This is a genomic window from Lacticaseibacillus parahuelsenbergensis (genome assembly GCF_030770265.1).
GTDB classification, from domain to species: domain Bacteria; phylum Bacillota; class Bacilli; order Lactobacillales; family Lactobacillaceae; genus Lacticaseibacillus; species Lacticaseibacillus casei.
This window is the reverse complement of sequence record NZ_CP132482.1, coordinates 87,222-104,475: the sequence shown is the minus strand read 5'-3', so window position 1 is coordinate 104,475 and position 17,254 is coordinate 87,222. Positions and strand designations below refer to the sequence as shown.

17 protein-coding genes are annotated in these 17,254 nt (G+C 47.4%); 8 read left to right on the top strand and 9 right to left on the bottom strand.

What is annotated here, in order from left to right; all coding sequences use genetic code 11:
- Positions 1 to 41 precede the first annotated feature (41 nt).
- Complete coding sequence (locus LACPH_RS00460; RefSeq protein WP_274784125.1) at positions 42 to 569, bottom strand: hypothetical protein; 528 nt, start codon at positions 567 to 569, stop codon at positions 42 to 44.
- 312 nt (positions 570 to 881) lie between these two features.
- On the opposite strand from LACPH_RS00460, the gene LACPH_RS00455 reads away from it, so the two are divergent.
- Positions 882 to 1,577 (top strand): hypothetical protein, encoded by a 696-nt coding sequence (locus LACPH_RS00455; RefSeq protein ID WP_274784124.1) that lies wholly within the window; start codon positions 882 to 884, stop codon positions 1,575 to 1,577.
- A 49-nt stretch (positions 1,578 to 1,626) separates the two neighbouring features.
- Here the strand turns inward: LACPH_RS00455 and LACPH_RS00450 are convergent, their stop codons facing one another.
- Positions 1,627 to 2,208: a TetR/AcrR family transcriptional regulator gene (locus LACPH_RS00450; RefSeq protein ID WP_274784123.1), complete on the bottom strand. Its 582-nt coding sequence runs from the start codon at positions 2,206 to 2,208 to the stop codon at positions 1,627 to 1,629.
- Between the two features lie 157 nt (positions 2,209 to 2,365).
- Between LACPH_RS00450 and LACPH_RS00445 the strand changes: the two genes are divergently transcribed.
- Both LACPH_RS00445 and LACPH_RS00440 read left to right on the top strand, forming a co-directional pair.
- Complete coding sequence (locus LACPH_RS00445) at positions 2,366 to 4,198, top strand: MFS transporter (protein WP_274784122.1); 1,833 nt, start codon at positions 2,366 to 2,368, stop codon at positions 4,196 to 4,198.
- A 156-nt stretch (positions 4,199 to 4,354) separates the two neighbouring features.
- On the top strand, positions 4,355 to 4,666 hold the full coding sequence (locus LACPH_RS00440) for a DUF4260 family protein (RefSeq protein ID WP_274784121.1): 312 nt from the start codon (positions 4,355 to 4,357) through the stop codon (positions 4,664 to 4,666).
- A gap of 32 nt (positions 4,667 to 4,698) precedes the next feature.
- On the opposite strand, the gene LACPH_RS00435 is transcribed toward LACPH_RS00440, so the two are convergent.
- Positions 4,699 to 5,247: a GNAT family N-acetyltransferase gene (locus LACPH_RS00435; RefSeq protein WP_087911275.1), complete on the bottom strand. Its 549-nt coding sequence runs from the start codon at positions 5,245 to 5,247 to the stop codon at positions 4,699 to 4,701.
- A 135-nt stretch (positions 5,248 to 5,382) separates the two neighbouring features.
- Entirely contained in the window at positions 5,383 to 6,573 is a 1,191-nt protein-coding gene (locus LACPH_RS00430; RefSeq protein WP_274784120.1) for an NAD(P)/FAD-dependent oxidoreductase, read from the bottom strand.
- Between the two features lie 334 nt (positions 6,574 to 6,907).
- On the opposite strand from LACPH_RS00430, the gene LACPH_RS00425 reads away from it, so the two are divergent.
- Entirely contained in the window at positions 6,908 to 7,741 is an 834-nt protein-coding gene (locus LACPH_RS00425; RefSeq protein ID WP_306387088.1) for a CPBP family intramembrane glutamic endopeptidase, read from the top strand.
- Between the two features lie 97 nt (positions 7,742 to 7,838).
- Here the strand turns inward: LACPH_RS00425 and LACPH_RS00420 are convergent, their stop codons facing one another.
- The 5 genes from LACPH_RS00420 to LACPH_RS00400 form a co-directional block, all read right to left on the bottom strand.
- Complete coding sequence (locus tag LACPH_RS00420; RefSeq protein WP_010490107.1) at positions 7,839 to 8,498, bottom strand: Crp/Fnr family transcriptional regulator; 660 nt, start codon at positions 8,496 to 8,498, stop codon at positions 7,839 to 7,841.
- Positions 8,499 to 8,654: 156 nt separating this feature from the next.
- Positions 8,655 to 9,236: a ferritin family protein gene (locus LACPH_RS00415; protein ID WP_274784118.1), complete on the bottom strand. Its 582-nt coding sequence runs from the start codon at positions 9,234 to 9,236 to the stop codon at positions 8,655 to 8,657.
- An 11-nt stretch (positions 9,237 to 9,247) separates the two neighbouring features.
- Entirely contained in the window at positions 9,248 to 9,475 is a 228-nt protein-coding gene (locus LACPH_RS00410) for a heavy-metal-associated domain-containing protein (RefSeq protein ID WP_049172431.1), read from the bottom strand.
- A 19-nt stretch (positions 9,476 to 9,494) separates the two neighbouring features.
- Positions 9,495 to 11,351: a heavy metal translocating P-type ATPase gene (locus LACPH_RS00405; RefSeq protein WP_274784117.1), complete on the bottom strand. Its 1,857-nt coding sequence runs from the start codon at positions 11,349 to 11,351 to the stop codon at positions 9,495 to 9,497.
- Between the two features lie 471 nt (positions 11,352 to 11,822).
- On the bottom strand, positions 11,823 to 12,917 hold the full coding sequence (locus tag LACPH_RS00400; RefSeq protein ID WP_306387087.1) for an enolase C-terminal domain-like protein: 1,095 nt from the start codon (positions 12,915 to 12,917) through the stop codon (positions 11,823 to 11,825).
- A gap of 348 nt (positions 12,918 to 13,265) precedes the next feature.
- Between LACPH_RS00400 and LACPH_RS00395 the strand changes: the two genes are divergently transcribed.
- Genes LACPH_RS00395 through LACPH_RS00380 form a run of 4 tightly spaced genes read left to right on the top strand, consistent with a single transcriptional unit; the run spans position 13,266 to position 16,748 of the window.
- Positions 13,266 to 14,513, top strand: a complete 1,248-nt coding sequence (locus LACPH_RS00395) for a betaine/proline/choline family ABC transporter ATP-binding protein (protein ID WP_087911266.1) — start codon at positions 13,266 to 13,268, stop codon at positions 14,511 to 14,513.
- Positions 14,514 to 14,515: 2 nt separating this feature from the next.
- Entirely contained in the window at positions 14,516 to 15,145 is a 630-nt protein-coding gene (locus LACPH_RS00390) for an ABC transporter permease (protein WP_049172409.1), read from the top strand.
- A gap of 11 nt (positions 15,146 to 15,156) precedes the next feature.
- Positions 15,157 to 16,086, top strand: coding sequence for an osmoprotectant ABC transporter substrate-binding protein (locus LACPH_RS00385; RefSeq protein ID WP_049172407.1), 930 nt, complete (start codon positions 15,157 to 15,159; stop codon positions 16,084 to 16,086).
- Positions 16,086 to 16,748: an ABC transporter permease gene (locus LACPH_RS00380; RefSeq protein WP_003615771.1), complete on the top strand. Its 663-nt coding sequence runs from the start codon at positions 16,086 to 16,088 to the stop codon at positions 16,746 to 16,748. The genes LACPH_RS00385 and LACPH_RS00380 overlap by 1 nt, the downstream gene beginning before the upstream one ends.
- Positions 16,749 to 17,254: the final 506 nt, after the last annotated feature.

The following is a 17,254-nucleotide window of genomic DNA, read 5'->3' as shown; positions in this document are numbered from 1 at the left end:
TCTCCCCAATGTACCCAGTTCAGATTACCGTGGTACATTTTTTAATATAGCCAGACTGCCATTGCATAGAATAATCCAAGATTAATGAATCCTTCTAAAATCAATAAAGCAAGGTAAACATAGTACCGTCTTGCCCCGTGATTTTCTATGATCTTTACACCTCGATCAACTGCGAGATACTTTTTAAGTTGTCGTTTTTTATAAAGCCGAAAAGCTTGCTCTTCTACAACAAACAGGATATTAGCAAACAAGCAGAAAACACCAATGCTCGGAAAAAGATAAACGCCAGTGCTCTCCTCTGCATAAATAACTCCGGCCGAAAAGCAAAAAGCGGCGATGTAAACGCCTGCGAATTGCGCGTTTATTAGTATTTCAGTGATGAAGTGTCGCTGATTTAGAACTGCCTCTTGTTTCAGAACTTTGGCTTGTAATTCCTGATCGAGATTTGAATTTTCAAAACTGATTTCTCTGTGTTGCCGCTCTTTTTTTAAAGCAGAATTTTTAAACCTGAGCGTCAATGTAAGTACCACCATTGCAAAAATGTGGGGAATCAAGTACGTCAGTTCCATTTCAGCCATCCTTTCAGCGTTAAAGCTGCTCCCTATACAAGCAAGTCGACTTCTTAACGATATCATGAACTGCAGTGTACTTCCTCAGAATTTCGATTAACCTCAATACACCAGTATAATGGCATCTCAATATTGATTTTAACTATTTTCATTTCCACACAAAGGCACAAAAGCCTGTGCTTAGTTTTTTGTCCCTCACAAGTCCATGCCTATGCTATTCTAAAGATAGCATCCGCCACAAATCCCCAATAGCTTCGCCAAACTAATAAAAAGGAAAGATGAACGATGAAAAGACTCGGGTGGTTTTCAATATTGACGCTATCATTGATCTACATACTGATCCCCGCACAGACGGCATCTGCGCAAAGCACGACTGCCGGGAACAAAGCACCAGTGGCTAAACAGATCAAAATTAGCAACGTCCATCAGTCCCTGAACCTAAAATTCCACGTACCGGCTCGCACTGATTACAGCTTAAAGGACCTCAACAATCAGACACTGGCCGAGAAAAAATCTGCCAGTGGGGTGGTTAGCCTCAAACGATTACAGTCGAGTTCAACAAAGCTTATTTTGAAAACATCGCGCAATCGCCACACATCCAAACAGGTGATCAACGTTCCCGAATCATATCCGATTGCTCACCCGGCCATTTATCGAAAACCGGTGATAGTCGGCAGCAAAGTTACCTATGTTGGCGCTAAACGTCTACGCCTATTCACCATCCAAACGAAGTACCTGCCAGATATTCCTAAGAACCAAACCGGAATCGCCTTGACCATTCATAACGCCCACTATGCTGTTCCTTTGAGCTTTTCCGAAAAACATTTCTCGGCGTCCAATGATCAGCACCAAGTCGCGGTCAAAATGCTCTCCACCCCACCCGTCATCAAACCAAACGAAACGAAAACGATTCGCCTGCTGATTGATGTTCCACAAGGAAAAAGCATTAACGGCACCCTCGCACTTGATCAGGTCAATTTGACAGCGCCCATCAACTTTTACCTGTAATCTTTTTGAGAGAGCTTCACTTATCTAAAAAGATCGCTAACTTGCCGCACTAGTTTGAATGAGCAATGCCTTTCGCCAACTGGCCAAAGCCTGCCAGCGCCATTTTTTGCGCTTGCTCCGGCGGTTCAGGCTGATCTTGCACTAACCACATACGTAAGACATTGGTAAACCCGCCGAGTGCAAATGCCATGATATAATTCACCTCTCGATCAGTCCCTGCCGCATGCCACGGCGCCGGAAACTGGCGATACTTGTCAACGGCATCACGTTGCCAAACACCATTCAAATGATCGAACAGACCTTGCCGAATCAATAAGCGGACAAGGTCTTTTTGTTGCCACCAAAATGTGAAAAAGTGCTGCATGGTCGTTTCAAAACTAATCGGTGTTTGTCCGCGGGTGGCCTTTTTCAGACTTTCAAAATAATCGTCTGTCAACTGGCGGCATAAATAATCGATTAAATCATCCTTGGTTTTAAACGCTCGATAAAAGGTTTTGCGTGAAAGATCTGCAGTTTGCACAATCTTCGTGATTGAAATATCTGTCACCGCCTCACCACGTTGCATTAATGTGACCAAGGCATCCACCAACCACTGTTTCGATTGCAGCGCCATCCGTTGCTTCCCGTTCATATTTGCAATCTCCTAACTGACACAAATACCACCAATTTGTAGCACTTATGACCAAACACTTGTTGCTTGTCGTTGTCCCCAGTATACTCAAAGTGCTTTCGAAAGTCACACATGTGTCACATGTATCCAATTGTAACAGATGAAAGGATCTGATGTGATGACCCGTTTAACCCGGGTACTTTGTTCTATCGGCTTAACCATTGCCATGTTCATGGGAACACTCGATACCACCATCGTGAATATTGCCATCCCTAAAATTATGGATGATCTTCATGGCTCACTTGCCAACACTAGCTGGGTCATGACCATTTACACTTTAGCCATGTCTGTTTTCATGATCACGACTTCTAAAATCGCGGATCGTTATGGTCGCAAAAAAATCATGCTACTTGGCCTAGCACTCTTTGGCGGTTTTTCCGCCGCTTGCACCACAGCAAACTCGTTGCCAATGTTGATTACATTCCGTTTCTTTCAAGGCCTTGGCGGGGCAATCATCACCCCCATCGTTTTGCCGATGGGAATTGAAGTATTTGGCAAAGAAAAACTCAATCAGGTAGCCGCGCTTGTTGGTGCCGTGACCGCGTTAGCAGCAGCTGGTGGTCCGCCAATTGGTGGGATGATTCTGCAAGTTACTTCATGGCGCTGGATTTTTGGCATTAACGTCCCCCTTGCCTTGCTCGCATTTTTACTGGTCGCCTTCTGTGCGCACGAATCGTATGATGAATCGCTGGCCGGTCGCATTGACCTTCCCGGTTTATTGCTTTTGACAACTGCACTTGGCGGCGTCACTTTTGGGCTACTAGAAGGTCGTCAATATGGCTGGCATTCAACACTGATTCTCAGCAGTCTGATCGGTGGTGCCGTAGCTCTTGTTGCCTTCGTTGTCACTGAGCATCATCATATTAAAAATCCATTATTGGAACTCGATCTTTTTCACGAAAAGACCCTCAGTGCCTCAAGTATCGTTTACTTCATGACCGGTTTTGCACTTGTCGGACCAAGCTTGATCCTAAATTATTTTCTACAAAATGTACTTGGTGACAGTCCGCTACATGCAGCTTTAATCATCATTCCGGTATCACTTACCTTCATGGTCGCCATGCCAATCGGTACACGATTACTCGCCAAAATCGGCGCGATTCCGGTGACATTGGCGGGCATGATTCTCATGGCCGCAAGTCTGTTTTTACTTTCACTGATCAAAACCAACACGGCAACTGCCCTTATCGTGGTGCTCTTAGTCATCAATGGCTTTGGTTTCGGTTTTTCATCAGTTTCACTCGTGGCCTCGGTTCGCTATCTGCCTAAAAACAAAAGCGGTATCGGTTCCGGTATTGTCAACGCTGCACGGCAAATTGGGACATGCCTCGGTATTGCTATTCTTGTAACGGTGCTCGATACAAATATTGCTTCTGCTAAAACGCAGATCCATCACACTGCTGATCAACTTGTGACTGAAAAGACGTTGTCGCCGCATGTCAAAACTGTTGCTCATCAACAGTTAACCAAGATCTTTTCCGGCTCTTCAACGCCAACCACTCATCAACAGAAAAAGATGACCCGCGCCATCACGAAAGCAGCCAGTGCTAAAGCCGACTTGCCTAAACCCGTTGCAGGTAGCGACCTACGTAAACTATATGATGCGAGTGTCGCCTTGCAACAAGGCAGCAGTAAACTGACAAGCAGCTCGGCCACGCTCACGAAAGCTGCCCAGCAAAGTCGCTCGCCGCTTACGATTAGCATTACCCGCTTTGGTGCTGGCGTTGCAACTATTGCTCAAGGTCAACGTTTTGCGCTGACCGGCATCAAGCAAATCGCCCAAAAGCAAACATTGCAAACGACTTTCAGTGAAATTAAGCAACACAAAAATAAGCATCTGGCGCAAGCATTCAGCCACACCTATCTGATTGGCGCCTTGATCGTCTTGTGCCTGTCCCCCGTTGCCTTCTGGACTGATCGGCGAAAAACCGCACCTGCTAATGCATCATGAATAAAATTATCATGACGTAGACACTGAACTCACTAACTAGGCAATTCTATCACGACATCACAGATAAGTGGTGTCGTGTTAGTGTACTCACGACCGCCCAGTAAAAAAATCGCGCTACCTACTCTAGACCTTAATAATGTCAAAGGATGATGCATCATGAAGTGGCTTCCAAGAACAGAATCAGCACTAGGATTTGCACTCATCATTTATTTTTACTTTGTCCAATTCAATTTCAATTGGCTATTATTTGTTGTCGGCTTCCTAATTCCTGACATCAGCGCTTTAGGCTTTCTCGTCAACGAAAAGGTTGGCAATATCTGCTACGATATTGGCCATACGTTAATTGGGCCGATTATTCTCGGCGGACTGGCGCTCATTGGTGCTTGGTATGGCTTACTGGCTGCAGCGTTGATCTGGTCCGCGCACATTTTGGGTGATCGAACACTCGGTTTTGGGTTGCGCTACTGAAATGAATTGACCTTTTTGAAAAGATCACATAGTCAAGCTTTCTTAACCAATTCCTTCTTCATTAAGATATCCCTCTGCAAGTCTCCGCCTAAGTTAAAGCGATGGTCACTAAAAGCTACGAAGCCTAATTTTTTATAAAATGCAATGGCTGCGGGATTATGCTCCCACACGCCGAGCCAAATGTATTCTTTTCCCAATGCTCTCGCCTGCTCAATAGCATCGTTAATGAGTGTTCGCCCGATTCCTAAGCGCTTAAATGCTGATTTAATGTAAATCCGCTCAACTTCGAGTCCGTTATTTTCTCGTAGTTCGGACTGAGCCTGCCCCACATTGATTTTTTGATAGCCTGCCAGTTCTTTTCCGTAATAAGCGAATATAAATGAGGTCTCTGGGTTATTAATTTCTGTTGTGAGACGTTCGCGACTATAGGCTTCATTCAAGTAGGCGTCTAAATTGCTCTTAGAATTCTGTTCTCCAAAGGTATCTGAAAAGGTGCTTCTACTAATTGCGATGAGAGTCTTAAGATCACGAAGCGTCGCCTGGGTTAAAACGATGTCTTCATTTTGTTTCTTTAAATTCATTTTTGCCTCCTAGTTGTGATCATGATATCGAACTGCTATCCGAGTGTACGCCATCATATTTCTAAGTATCAAAAGAGGCAGCGTCTTTCGCTGCCTCTTTTACGATCATAACGCTTGTCACTTTTGCCTAAATCATTAAAGCGGCCAGCGCCCTTGTTTCAACATCGTTGCCAAGTTGGCGTCTTCAAGTAAGGACTTGTCCGTGATAACGCGCTTGAGCATTTTAGCAATGAAGCCAGTGTATTTGTGCCCCTTGCCAATTTGGGCGATACCATCTTGGCTGCCAAGTGATGCCACAGTGCCCTTAGGCTTGTAAACAAAGTCCGTCAACGGTTGACCGTTTAACGCTGCGGCAACATTCTTACCGGCTTGATCGCCTTCCTGTGTGGAGATTTGTGCAGTGGTTGGATAAGGCCGGCCGGAATCGCCTGCCATTACCGCCGAGACATCCCCGATAATGAAGACTTCAGGATGATCGTCCAAGTTCAGGTGATTGGAAACCACCACGCGGTTACGGCGCTGCTGGAAGCCGGAATCCGCAATCACATCGCTGCCGGATACGCCGACCGTCCAAATAATCGTGTTCCCTTCGACTTTCTTTTCCTGGTCGCCATCAGCATAAACCACGGCATTCGGCTCGATCTTCGTAATCTTGGAGCCAGTCATCATCGTTACCCCATGACTCTTGAGGTAATCCATTGCATAATTGGCTAATTTTTCATCGAACATCGGCAAAATGCGTGTTGCCATTTCCATGGAGATGATTTTAATTGGCGGCGTATCGTACTTTTTAGCCAGCGCTGGCATACTGTGCGTCAATTCGCCCAATAATTCAACGCCGGTGAACCCTGCGCCGGCAACAATAACCGTCAAGTCTTTAGGATCTTGTGACTGCTTGTAATTGGCGACGTGCTGCTCAATCGTCTTGGTGATCGTTTCCGCGGAGGTTACATTGTCCAGCGGCAAGGCGTTTTCCGCGGCACCCGGCAACCCAAAGTCCTCAGACCGGAAGCCAAGCGCGATGATGAGATAATCGTAACGTAACGGCGCATGGTTAGCCAAAATCACCATCTTGGTCGACACATCAACCTTGCTGACTTTCGCCTGAAGAAACTGAACATCCTTTGGAAGAACCTGTTGAATATTAAACGTGATTTTCGATGCAGGCACAGTACCTGCCGCCACTTCATGAAGCTGCGTGCGCTCTTCGTGTTCGGCGTTTTGGTCAACCACTGTGATCGTCGTTCCCTTTGGTGCGAGCTTACTCAACGTTTTAACGGCCCGAATGCCCGCATATCCGGCACCTAAAATGACAACATCTGCCATTGATTCACCACATCCTCATCTACAAAATTATTTCAACGTACGGTCAATTGGCCACAACCTTATTGTAACAATCTTATTACCATTCACAAACTTTGGGCTCATATATTTACGAAAAGTGGGTGAGAAATTTGAATGTATCGCGCCTTGCTTCCAAGTCATTTCATGCGCGATAGTTGAAAACAGTTAGGAGGAGAGAAACATTTGCCCATTTGCCCTATAAGAAAACTAAGGCTATCCTAAAAGAAGCTTATTTTGCCGATTTTGGCAACTTTAAGCCAAACTTTATTCGGAGGCGAGCACGATTAATCAGCTCAAAAAACTACCTAAGTCACTCATGACGATTGCCCTTGTTTTCGTCATTGCCTTTGCTTGGTCACTCTTATCTGACATTATTCCTTTTCTAATGGGCTTATTCGGCACCTTAAAGGACGAAGCCAATATTCCGCAATCCTTTGATTTGCTTTTCTTGTTCGGTGAGGCCATCGGTATTATTGGCATGGTCATTTATTACCGCGGTGATCACGACATCTTACCATTCGCAAAAGACCACGCTGCCAGAAACTATTCACTGGGCTTACTTTTTGGATTCATGATGTTCAGTCTCATTTGGGACATCATCACTTTATTTGGTGGGTATCAAGTCTTGGTTATCTTCCAGGGATCAAATCTGCTTTGGCTAGTTTTTTTCTTTTTCGGTTACGCAATCCAGTCCATGTTTGAAGAACTGCTTTGCCGCGGCTACGTCATGGGCTATTGGCTTAAGCAAAATAAGGTCATAATGGCTGTTTTGCTCAACGCGATTCTTTTTACGCTCCTACATATGGCCAATCCCGGCTTCAACCTTCCTGCGGCCATTGGCTTGTTCTTATTTGCCATCGCAATGTCACAGTTTCGGTTGTTGACTGGCAGTATCTGGCTTTGCGGCGCTTTTCACGCCATTTGGAACTTCGCGGAAGGCCCTATCTTCGGCGTTTCTGTCTCCGGTTTATCTGGTGAGAGTTTTATTCTAAAATCATTGCCTACGACAACATTCCAGCCACTGACTGGTGGGACTTTCGGTCTCGAGGCCAGTACCGTATCGGCTATTGTTCATTTGTTGCTGGTTATCTTGTTGGCTATTATCATTTTAAAAAAGCGACGTACAGGCTTGACCATTTCCGAAAATTAACACTATTCAGAAAGTTTCACCAACATTGACACCACGCAAAAAAGCCAGCGAATCTCTCACTGGCTTTTTGCATGAACTCACGCTCAACTTGACGCATTTACCAAACAAAATCTTCCATATCCTCAGCATTCAAAATCGTCACCTGTTTACCCGTACGCCGAATCAACTTTTCATTTGCCAACCGTTTCAAAGTACGGGAAACCGTTTCTGGCGTGGTTCCGAGGTAATCGGCTAATTGCGTCCACGCCATTGGCACGGTTACGGTGTCTTTTCCAGCCGCGGTGCGCAGGTCAAGCAGGTAATGGGTGAGGCGCACGTTAATGGAATCATTGCCAAGATAGCCCGCCTGCTTTTCTAACGCCTGCATTTTGCGGGTATTTTCCGTGAGCAGCTGCAGACTGATCTGCGGTTGTTTCATGAGCAGTTGTTGAAAATCCGCCGCGCTAATGGTGCAGACTGTGGCGGTCGTTAGCGCCTCCGTGTAGACGTTCGGGCTGGCGATGTTGAGTAAGCCAGCCTCGCCTTCATAATCACCGGGGCCATCAACACGCAACAATTGCTCCTTGCCGTTGGTCGCCAACTGGTAGGTCTTGAGCTTGCCCTGCGCGACCACCAATAAACGGGCGTCTGTATCCGGACTGATCAAAACCGTTCCTTTTTCAACCTGCCGCTCATGGGTTAAGGCGTCAATGGCTGCACGCGCCTTGTCATCGAGTTTTTTAAATAACGGCACAACTGCCGTACAACTATGCACCATTTTTCCTCCTGAGCGTGAACCGGCGCGGTTAGGAGCTGGAGTGTAAGCGGCCTTGTCCGCAATGACCCGGTCTTGGTCATTGCGGACAAGGTCCTTACACTCCAGCTTCTGCGCCGGTGAACGCGTTAACGCAAGCATCCGCTCCTAAATCACCGATCAATCATCTTCATCCTCGTCAAGCAGCTCCCGGCCAGCTGTCACTGCCCGGCCAAGCCGCGTCTGCAGGCGCAGGATACTCTGTTCATGCCAGCGCTGCAATTGTAACATATCCGCCGCCAATACGGATTTGTTCTCCTTATTGGCAAGCGGAATCGCGCGACTGACGAACAACTGGCAAGTATCAAGATCATTCACGACCGCATCCAGCTTCATGTCGTTGGTCCAAAAACGCAACGACGGATCTTCCTTCAACATGGTATATTCATCGAACTCTGCTGTTGTGGTCGGAAAATCTTCGTCCTGTGCTGCCAAGTCGCTCACCAACACGGCAAAATGCTGCCGGGCTTGCTCTAGCAATTCGGTTAACAGCTGTCTATCAGACTCGCTGCTCGAGCCATTCAGCGTCAACCGAAATTGTTCCAGCTTGCGTGCCAAAACCTGCAAATTTGCCAAAACATGCCCGCTCATCGCTCCTGCAGTCGGGACATGGTGATCATGATCGGCTTGCTTTGCCGCTGCTTCTTGACGAGCCTTGACTTGCTCGGCACTAACTGTCTGTATCCCTGTTGTGACACTCATCATCCAACCTCCTACGCTTCCTGACTACGAACATTGACAACGGTGTACCCTAAATCCGTGATTGTCTTCTTCAAGGTATCGGCGTTCGTAACCGCCGGATCAATCTGTGCCTTAACTTTACTACTATTAAAAAGTGCCTTAACACTCTTAACGCCAGCTTGTTGGCCAACCGCCCCTTCAATCTTCTGCAAGCAACTCGGGCAGGTCAATCCGTCTAATTGATAAACTAATTTTGTCATTTTAAAAATCCTTTCTTGTTTATTTACCTTCATTATTCACAGTTTGCGGCTGATGCGCCTTGATCGCCGTCAAGTTTTGCCATTTTCTTGGGGTGTGCCGCAACCGCAAAGCATTCGCAATGACGAGGAGAATCGAGATCTCGTGAAACAGCATCCCACTCGCCATATCGACTAAGCCTACCAGCAAACCGCTCAGCAGCAACGCCACCGTTCCGATGGCAATCACCAAGTTTTGTTTGATATTGTTATTCATTCGCTTGGCTAAATTGAAAAGAACGCCAAGATTAGTGAGCCGACTGCTGGTCAAAATGACATCCGCGGTATCGATCGCCACATCCATCCCGGAACCCATCGCGACGCCCACGTCCGCCTGTGCCAACGCCGGACCATCATTGATCCCGTCACCGACAAACATCACTTTTTCACCACGGGCCTGTGCGGCTTTGATAGCGCTGACTTTATCGGCCGGAAGTAACCCGCCGTGTGTCTGACTCAGCGGTAAATCCGTCATCATGTGTTCAACCGCTGCCTGGGAATCGCCTGACAGAACAATCGTCTTTTTGCCACTTGCGGTTAAGTCCGCCAGCATCGTTGCGGTATCCGAACGCAACTGATCCCGCAAGCCATATGCGGCAACCAGCTTGTTATCAATCGTTGCCAAAACCAGTGAAGCGCCGCCGTTAACAATCGTCTGAATCGCAGCCTGTTGTTCCGAGGTCTGCGGCTGTTTCAAAATCTTTTGATTGCCAACACTGACAGTATGCCCAGCCACTTGTGCCTGCACGCCAACGCCGCGCGTCACTTTGACGTCTTCAACTGTCTTGGTTGTCTGTGGCTGAAGATAGGCCACTAAGGCTTGTCCCAACGGATGCGCGGTTGCTGCTTCGACCGCCGCAATCATCTCTGCCGCATTCGCCCTATCAACCGCCCAGTATTGCGCGGTTGCGACGCTGATCTTTCCTTGAGTCAAAGTGCCGGTCTTATCAAACATCACCGTGTCAATCTGATCCAACTTGGTCGCCACATCGCCGCCTTTGATCAAAATGCCATGCTTGGCGCCAAAGCCCAGCCCGACAACATTGCTGACGGGTGCCCCGATCACCAACGCGCCGGGGCAGCCAAGCACAAGAATCGTGATGGCCAGCCGTACATCCCGGCTCACCAAACCGACTATCAGTGCGATCACCAATACCAGCGGCGTGTACCAGCGTGCAAACTTCTGGATGAAGGTCGCGACCGGCGACTGAGCATCCTGGGCATCTTCAATCAAATCGATAATCTGTTGATAAACCGTATTGTAGCCGGTTTTCTCGACTTCAATATCAACGGTTCCATCGCTAACCTGGGTTCCGGAATACACGGTCGCACCGGCCTGTTTTCTTTTCGCATCCGGCTCACCGGTAATCGCCGCTTCAACAATGTTCGCGTGCCCGCCGATCACTTTTCCGTCTGCTGGCACGGTCTCACCTGCCAAAACGCGCACCTGATCGCCAACCGCTAACTGACCCACCGGAACGGTTGAGCCATCCACCCGGCGTGCTGTTTTAGGTGCCGCCGCCGCCAAACCCTGAATCGCCGATCGCGTCTTCGCCAAACTGCGCTGCTCCAGCCAGTCACCAAAAAGAAACAGAAAACTGACCACGGCACTTTCAACCGGCTCGCCAATCAGCACCGCGCCCACCAATGCAATCGTCACCAGCAGCTCAATGCTAATTTGCTTATACCGCAACGCTTCCCAGGCATTCACCGCAATCGGCAGCCCAGCCACCAAACTCGCCAGCACCAACAACCACGCCTGACTGAAAACCAGCCCCAGCGCCGTCAGCACCCCGCCGCTAATCATCGCTTCTTGTTTATGTGTCTGAATAAAATGCATCGTCTTTCCCTCCTGAACGTGAACCTTAGTGTCGAGTTCAGTGTACCGAGGCATTCAAAAAGCCGCCTTGACCGTGATCAATTTTCGGGGAAAGGCGAGATTTTTTATACATTTAAAAAAACCGCCTCACCATCATTAAGTTTTTGGCAAAGCGGTCAGCATCTGTTTTGGTTTTCAAATCATCTATTGATCTATCAGCACCTGAAAATAACCTAGTTCATTTACGCAACGATTTTCTCATTCTCAACAAGGAAACAATGTTGAAGGTCATAACGACGAAAAAAATAAGCACGAAGATTTTGAATAGGACTGGGCTGTCATGCGTTGATAAAGCTGCCACCAAAATTATGAGCATGATAGCCACTCTGATTCTAGAAGTTTTTTTCAAGTGTTCAAACATCTCGCATTCTTTTAGTTGAGTTATCGTGACTAGATCAAACTTGGTAATTGTTGTCTTCCACATATGTACTGTCATCTAGTAATGGGGTTAAGATATTCAGAACTCGTTTCAACATCTATCCCCAGCCCCATTGCCTGAGGAATATAAGTTAACCCATTGTCCGTGTGAATTCCCCCGCTAAATGGTGTGTTGTTAACATAATCGAGCCCATCGAGATCGATAAAATAAACATTCGAAAGACCGGCACTCAAGCAAGCAGCCATGCTTAAGGAAATATTCACTTCGGATGTGCAGCCAAAAAGACATCCGATTCCTTTTTCCTTTGCAAAATTAGCGATGCGTATTGCTTCAATAGGGCCACCGCACTTAATAAGTTTTATGTTAATGAGGTCGGCACATCTCTGGTCAATGACCTTTTTCGCATCGTTCAATCCAAACACGGACTCATCAGCAACAATTGGGATACGGCTGAAGCGGGTGATTTCTTTCATACCCTCTAGGTCGTCGACTTTAACTGGCTGTTCAATAAAGTCAACTTTAATGCCGGAGTCTTGCAGCTTGCCAATATTGCTAATTGCTTCTTGGCGCGACCAGGCCTGATTGGGATCAATTCGAATCGATACGTCATCGCTTAATAAATCGGCAACACTCAAGACCCGATTTAACTCGTCCGTCCCACTTTTAACTTTGTACTTAATACATTTATAACCGGCTTGAATCGTGGCAGACGTTGCGTTTCTTGTGCTAATTTCATCCATAATACTGATCGTTGTATCGTTATGAAGTGATCGCGTTGCCGCATCAATATTCAAATAACTGTTGACAGATTCGCCGTTAGATCGCGCAATGGCATCGACAAGCGCCATTTCAATGCCATACTTAGCCAAGTGGTAGTGCTCTGCATCGACAATCGAGGTCAAGGCAGAATCCGCATCCATTCCTTTGATCGTTGAAATGGCATTTTCCGAATAATCGATCATATCCGTTAAGGACTCGCCCGTCAGCTTATAATTTTCTGCAGATTCACCATAGCCATTCGATCCATCTTCAAGAACGACTTGATAGATAAGACTACGTAAGCTGGTAGAGGCCCGAATATTAGTAATAAACGGCTTTGATAGTGGCATGACCAACTTGAACAGCTTAACGCTTTGTATTTTCACCATAACAACGTCTCCCACTTCTATGTTTTGAACCGAACATGGTAAAACTTTACACGGTCATCCTTTGCTTATCTTAAGCTCCATTTACATATATCGAGTATTTAATATAACTATAAAATATTTCTTTTATCATAGACTTCTATTTCCTAATAAACAACCAGGATTTTAGTCCTTTTATCAACTCTCTCTTCAAAAACCTCATCTCACGATCATCACCTAGTACACCTAGTTAACCTGCATCCCTCCCACCCAATCCGCGCAAAACTCACTCCCTCACAACCGGTCTTCGATTAAAATACAATTAACTTCATGTGTTATTATGGAATCATCAAATAAAGGAGGGCGCGTCAGATGCCAGAAGAACAACCAATGGTCCAGTTCAAGGACGTTGAAAAAGTTTATCGAGGCGGGAATGTCGCGGTCGAACATATCAACCTTGAGATTCATAAGGGTGAATTTGTTTGTCTTATCGGGACGTCGGGTTCCGGGAAGACAACCACGATGCGCATGATTAACCGCATGCTGGAACCCAGCGGCGGCCAAATCCTGTTTAACGGCAAGGACATTCACAAAATCGATGCCGTCAAATTGCGGCGTCAAATCGGCTATGTTATCCAAAACATCGGCCTCATGCCTCATATGACCATTTATGAAAACATCACCATTGTCCCGAAGTTATTGAAGTGGCCGGAAGAAAAGCGCCGTGAGAAAGCTAAGGAGCTGGTGGACCTTGTTGAATTACCGGAAGATTATCTGGATCGCTATCCATCCGAGCTTTCCGGTGGCCAGCAACAGCGAATCGGCGTTATCCGGGCGCTTGCTGCGAATCAGGATCTGATTTTAATGGATGAACCTTATGGCGCTTTGGATCCGATTACCCGTGAGGCTTTGCAGGAACTGATTAAGAATCTGCAGGAGAAGCTTGGTAAGACCGTGGTTTTTGTCACGCATGATATGGATGAAGCGCTCAAGCTCGCAACCAAAATTGTGGTAATGGACCACGGGCATATCATTCAAAATGCGACGCCAACCGAACTGTTGACGCATCCAGCGAACAAATTCGTTGAGAACCTGGTCGGCCAGGATCGATTGGTTCAAGCGAGGGCTGATGTGACCACCGTTGAGCAGATCATGCTGAAGAATCCTGCAGCGATCACGCCAGGCAAGTCACTAGCTGAAGCGATTTCCCTGATGCGTAAACGTCGCGTTGATACGCTGTTGGTGACGGATGATGAAAATCATCTGAAAGGCTTCATTGATTTGGAATCGCTGGAAACCCGGTATCAAAGTGCTACTAGCGTTGGCGACATTACCAAGTCGAGTATCTTCTATGTGAATAAGAACGCTTTGCTGCGCGATACCGCTGATCGCATTTTAAAGCGCGGTTTCAAGTATGTGCCGGTGGTTGATAACGATCAGAAATTGGTCGGTATTGTCACCCGTGCTTCATTAGTTGATGTCGTTTACGACACTATCTGGGGCGAAAATGAAGACGATCAAGCCAGCGATAGCGCCAAAGAGTCGGCAACGCCTACCGATCAGGAACCGGCAACCGATTCGGCAGCGGCAGATGACCGAGACGCACCTAAGGAGGTGTGACCATGTTTGCTTTTTTAAACGCACATGGCAGTGAACTGATCACCAAAACCTGGGAACAGCTTTACATCTCGGCAATTGCGTTAGGTCTTGGGGTGATCGCCGCCGTTCCGCTGGGTATTTTGCTGACGCGTTTTCCTAAGACCGCTAAAGTCGTGATCGGTATTGCCAGCATGCTGCAGACGGTGCCATCATTGGCGTTGTTGGCCTTGATGATTCCTTTATTCGGGATCGGGAAAGTGCCAGCTATCGTTGCACTGTTCATTTACTCGTTGTTACCGATTCTGCGGAATACGTATATCGGTATGGAAGATGTCGATCCGGTGTTAATAGACGCGGCTAAAGGTATGGGCATGACGGCGATGCAATCGATTCGGCAAGTCGAAGTGCCTTTGGCGATGCCGGTGATCATGGCGGGCATTCGCTTGTCAGCTATTTATGTCATTGCCTGGGCAACCTTGGCTTCGTACATCGGGGCTGGTGGCCTTGGGGATCTGATCTTCAACGGTTTGAATCTCTTCCAGCCGGATCTGATTATCGGCGGCACGATTCCTGTTACCATTTTGGCACTGGTCGTTGACTGGTTGCTTGGGCGGTTGGAATACCACCTGACACCTGTCAGTGAACGCGCTTAGGAGGTGGCAAGATGAAACAGTTCAAAAAATTATTCCTGTCACTTTTGCTGATTCCGGTTCTCTTGTTGAGCGGCTGCGGCTTTCCTGGCTTAGGCGGCTCCGGTAATGACGGGACGGTGCGGATCGCCTCGCAAACCAGTACCGAGTCGCAGATCATGGCCAATATCATTGCCGAACTGATCAATCACGAGCTAGGTTACAAAACCACGTTGGTCAATAACCTCGGCTCCGGAACCGTGGTGCATCAAGCCATGGTCCGCAACGATGCCGATATTAGTGCTACGCGTTACACCGGCACCGAGATTACCGGCACATTAGGCATGAACCCGGTCAAGAACTCAGCTAAGGCCACCGCCATCGTCAAGCGCGAGTTCAAAAAGCGCTACGATCAGACCTGGTATCCATCTTACGGCTTTTCTGACACCTATGCCTTTATGGTGACGCAAAAAGAAGCCAAAGAAGACAATCTCAACACCGTTTCCGATTTGAAGAAAGTCGCACCGCAATATAATGCCGGCGTTGACTCCAGCTGGATGAACCGGAAAGGCGATGGCTATAGCGATTTTACTAAAGCATATGGCTTTGACTTTAAGCGGGTTTATCCGATGCAGATTGGTCTGGTTTACGATGCCGTTGAAGCAAACCGAATGCAGACAGTTCTTGGCTATTCCACTGATGGACGGATTCGCAGTTACAATCTGAAAGTACTGAAGGACGACAAAAACTTCTTCCCGCCTTATCAGTGCTCATTGGTCGTTAATAATAGCCTTTTGAAGAAATACCCTAAACTAAAACCGTTACTGCATCGCTTAGACGGCAAGATCAACCTGAAAACCATGCAGGAACTCAACTATCAAGTCGACGACCAGTTACTTGAACCAAATGTGGTCGCGCAAAAGTTTCTTGCCAAACACAACTATTTCAAAGGAAGTGACGACTAATGGCTAACATGGATACTTGGCAGCAATTCTGGTATTACCTTGCCAACAATGGTTCCTACGTGCTGAGTCAGTTCGCCCGCCATTTTCTGATTTCGATCTATGGGGTGCTCATCGCAGCGGTGATCGGCATTCCGGTTGGGCTGGCAATTGCGCGCCATCGCACCTTGAGTAACACAGTCATCGGCATCGCCAACGTCATTCAGACCATCCCCAGCCTAGCGATGCTTTCGATCATCATGCTGGGACTCGGACTTGGCGTAAACACCGTCATTGTCACGGTCTTCTTATACTCGCTGCTGCCAATCATCAAGAACACTTACACCGGCATGCAAAATGTCGATAAGAACCTGATGGACGCGGCTAAAGGCATGGGCATGACCCGCTGGCAGTCACTGTATATGGTCGAAATCCCCTTAAGCATGTCGGTCATCATGGCCGGGATTCGTAACGCTTTGGTCGTCGCCATCGGGATCACCGCAATCGGCGCCTTCGTCGGAGCTGGCGGCCTGGGCGACATCATCATCCGCGGCACCAACGCCACCAACGGCGGAGCCATCATCCTCGCCGGTGCGTTGCCAACAGCGCTAATGGCCATCATCTCCGACCTCGTCCTCGGCTTCTTAGAACGCCGGCTCGAGCCAAAGGGAAAGGCTGCTTCATAAAAATAGGTCTAACACCATTGCTCTTCATTTAGCAAAACTCAATACAATTCATGGTGGCTGGGTTATAACTCAATGTCACCATAGATAGACGGACACAATTCGACGTTTCGATTGTGCCCGTCTTTTGTTTCGTCATGAATAATTTGTCAAAAGTTGTGCGATCTTAGTGCCAAGGCGGAGCAATCGTAGGCCAGAGGGGGCTCAGCTGTGAAATTGGTCTTAAACGGGCGATTTTCCCGTTTTAGACCAAGGCCGATCTTTGAGACTCAGCCGGGCTTGCTGAGGCTCAAAGTCGTGCCCACAGCGTTCCAGCCCCCTCTGGCCGGAGATTGCGGAGTTTGGCACGGCCCGAAACACATTGCCCAAATTCACAATGTTCAGAACAGCACTAATGTTATTTATAAAAATTCCGCGTCCACACTCGTTTTCAACACAAAATCAACGTTATTATAAGATTGCTTAATTAAAGCGATTCCATTCGCTGATATAAAATACCTTTAGTTATT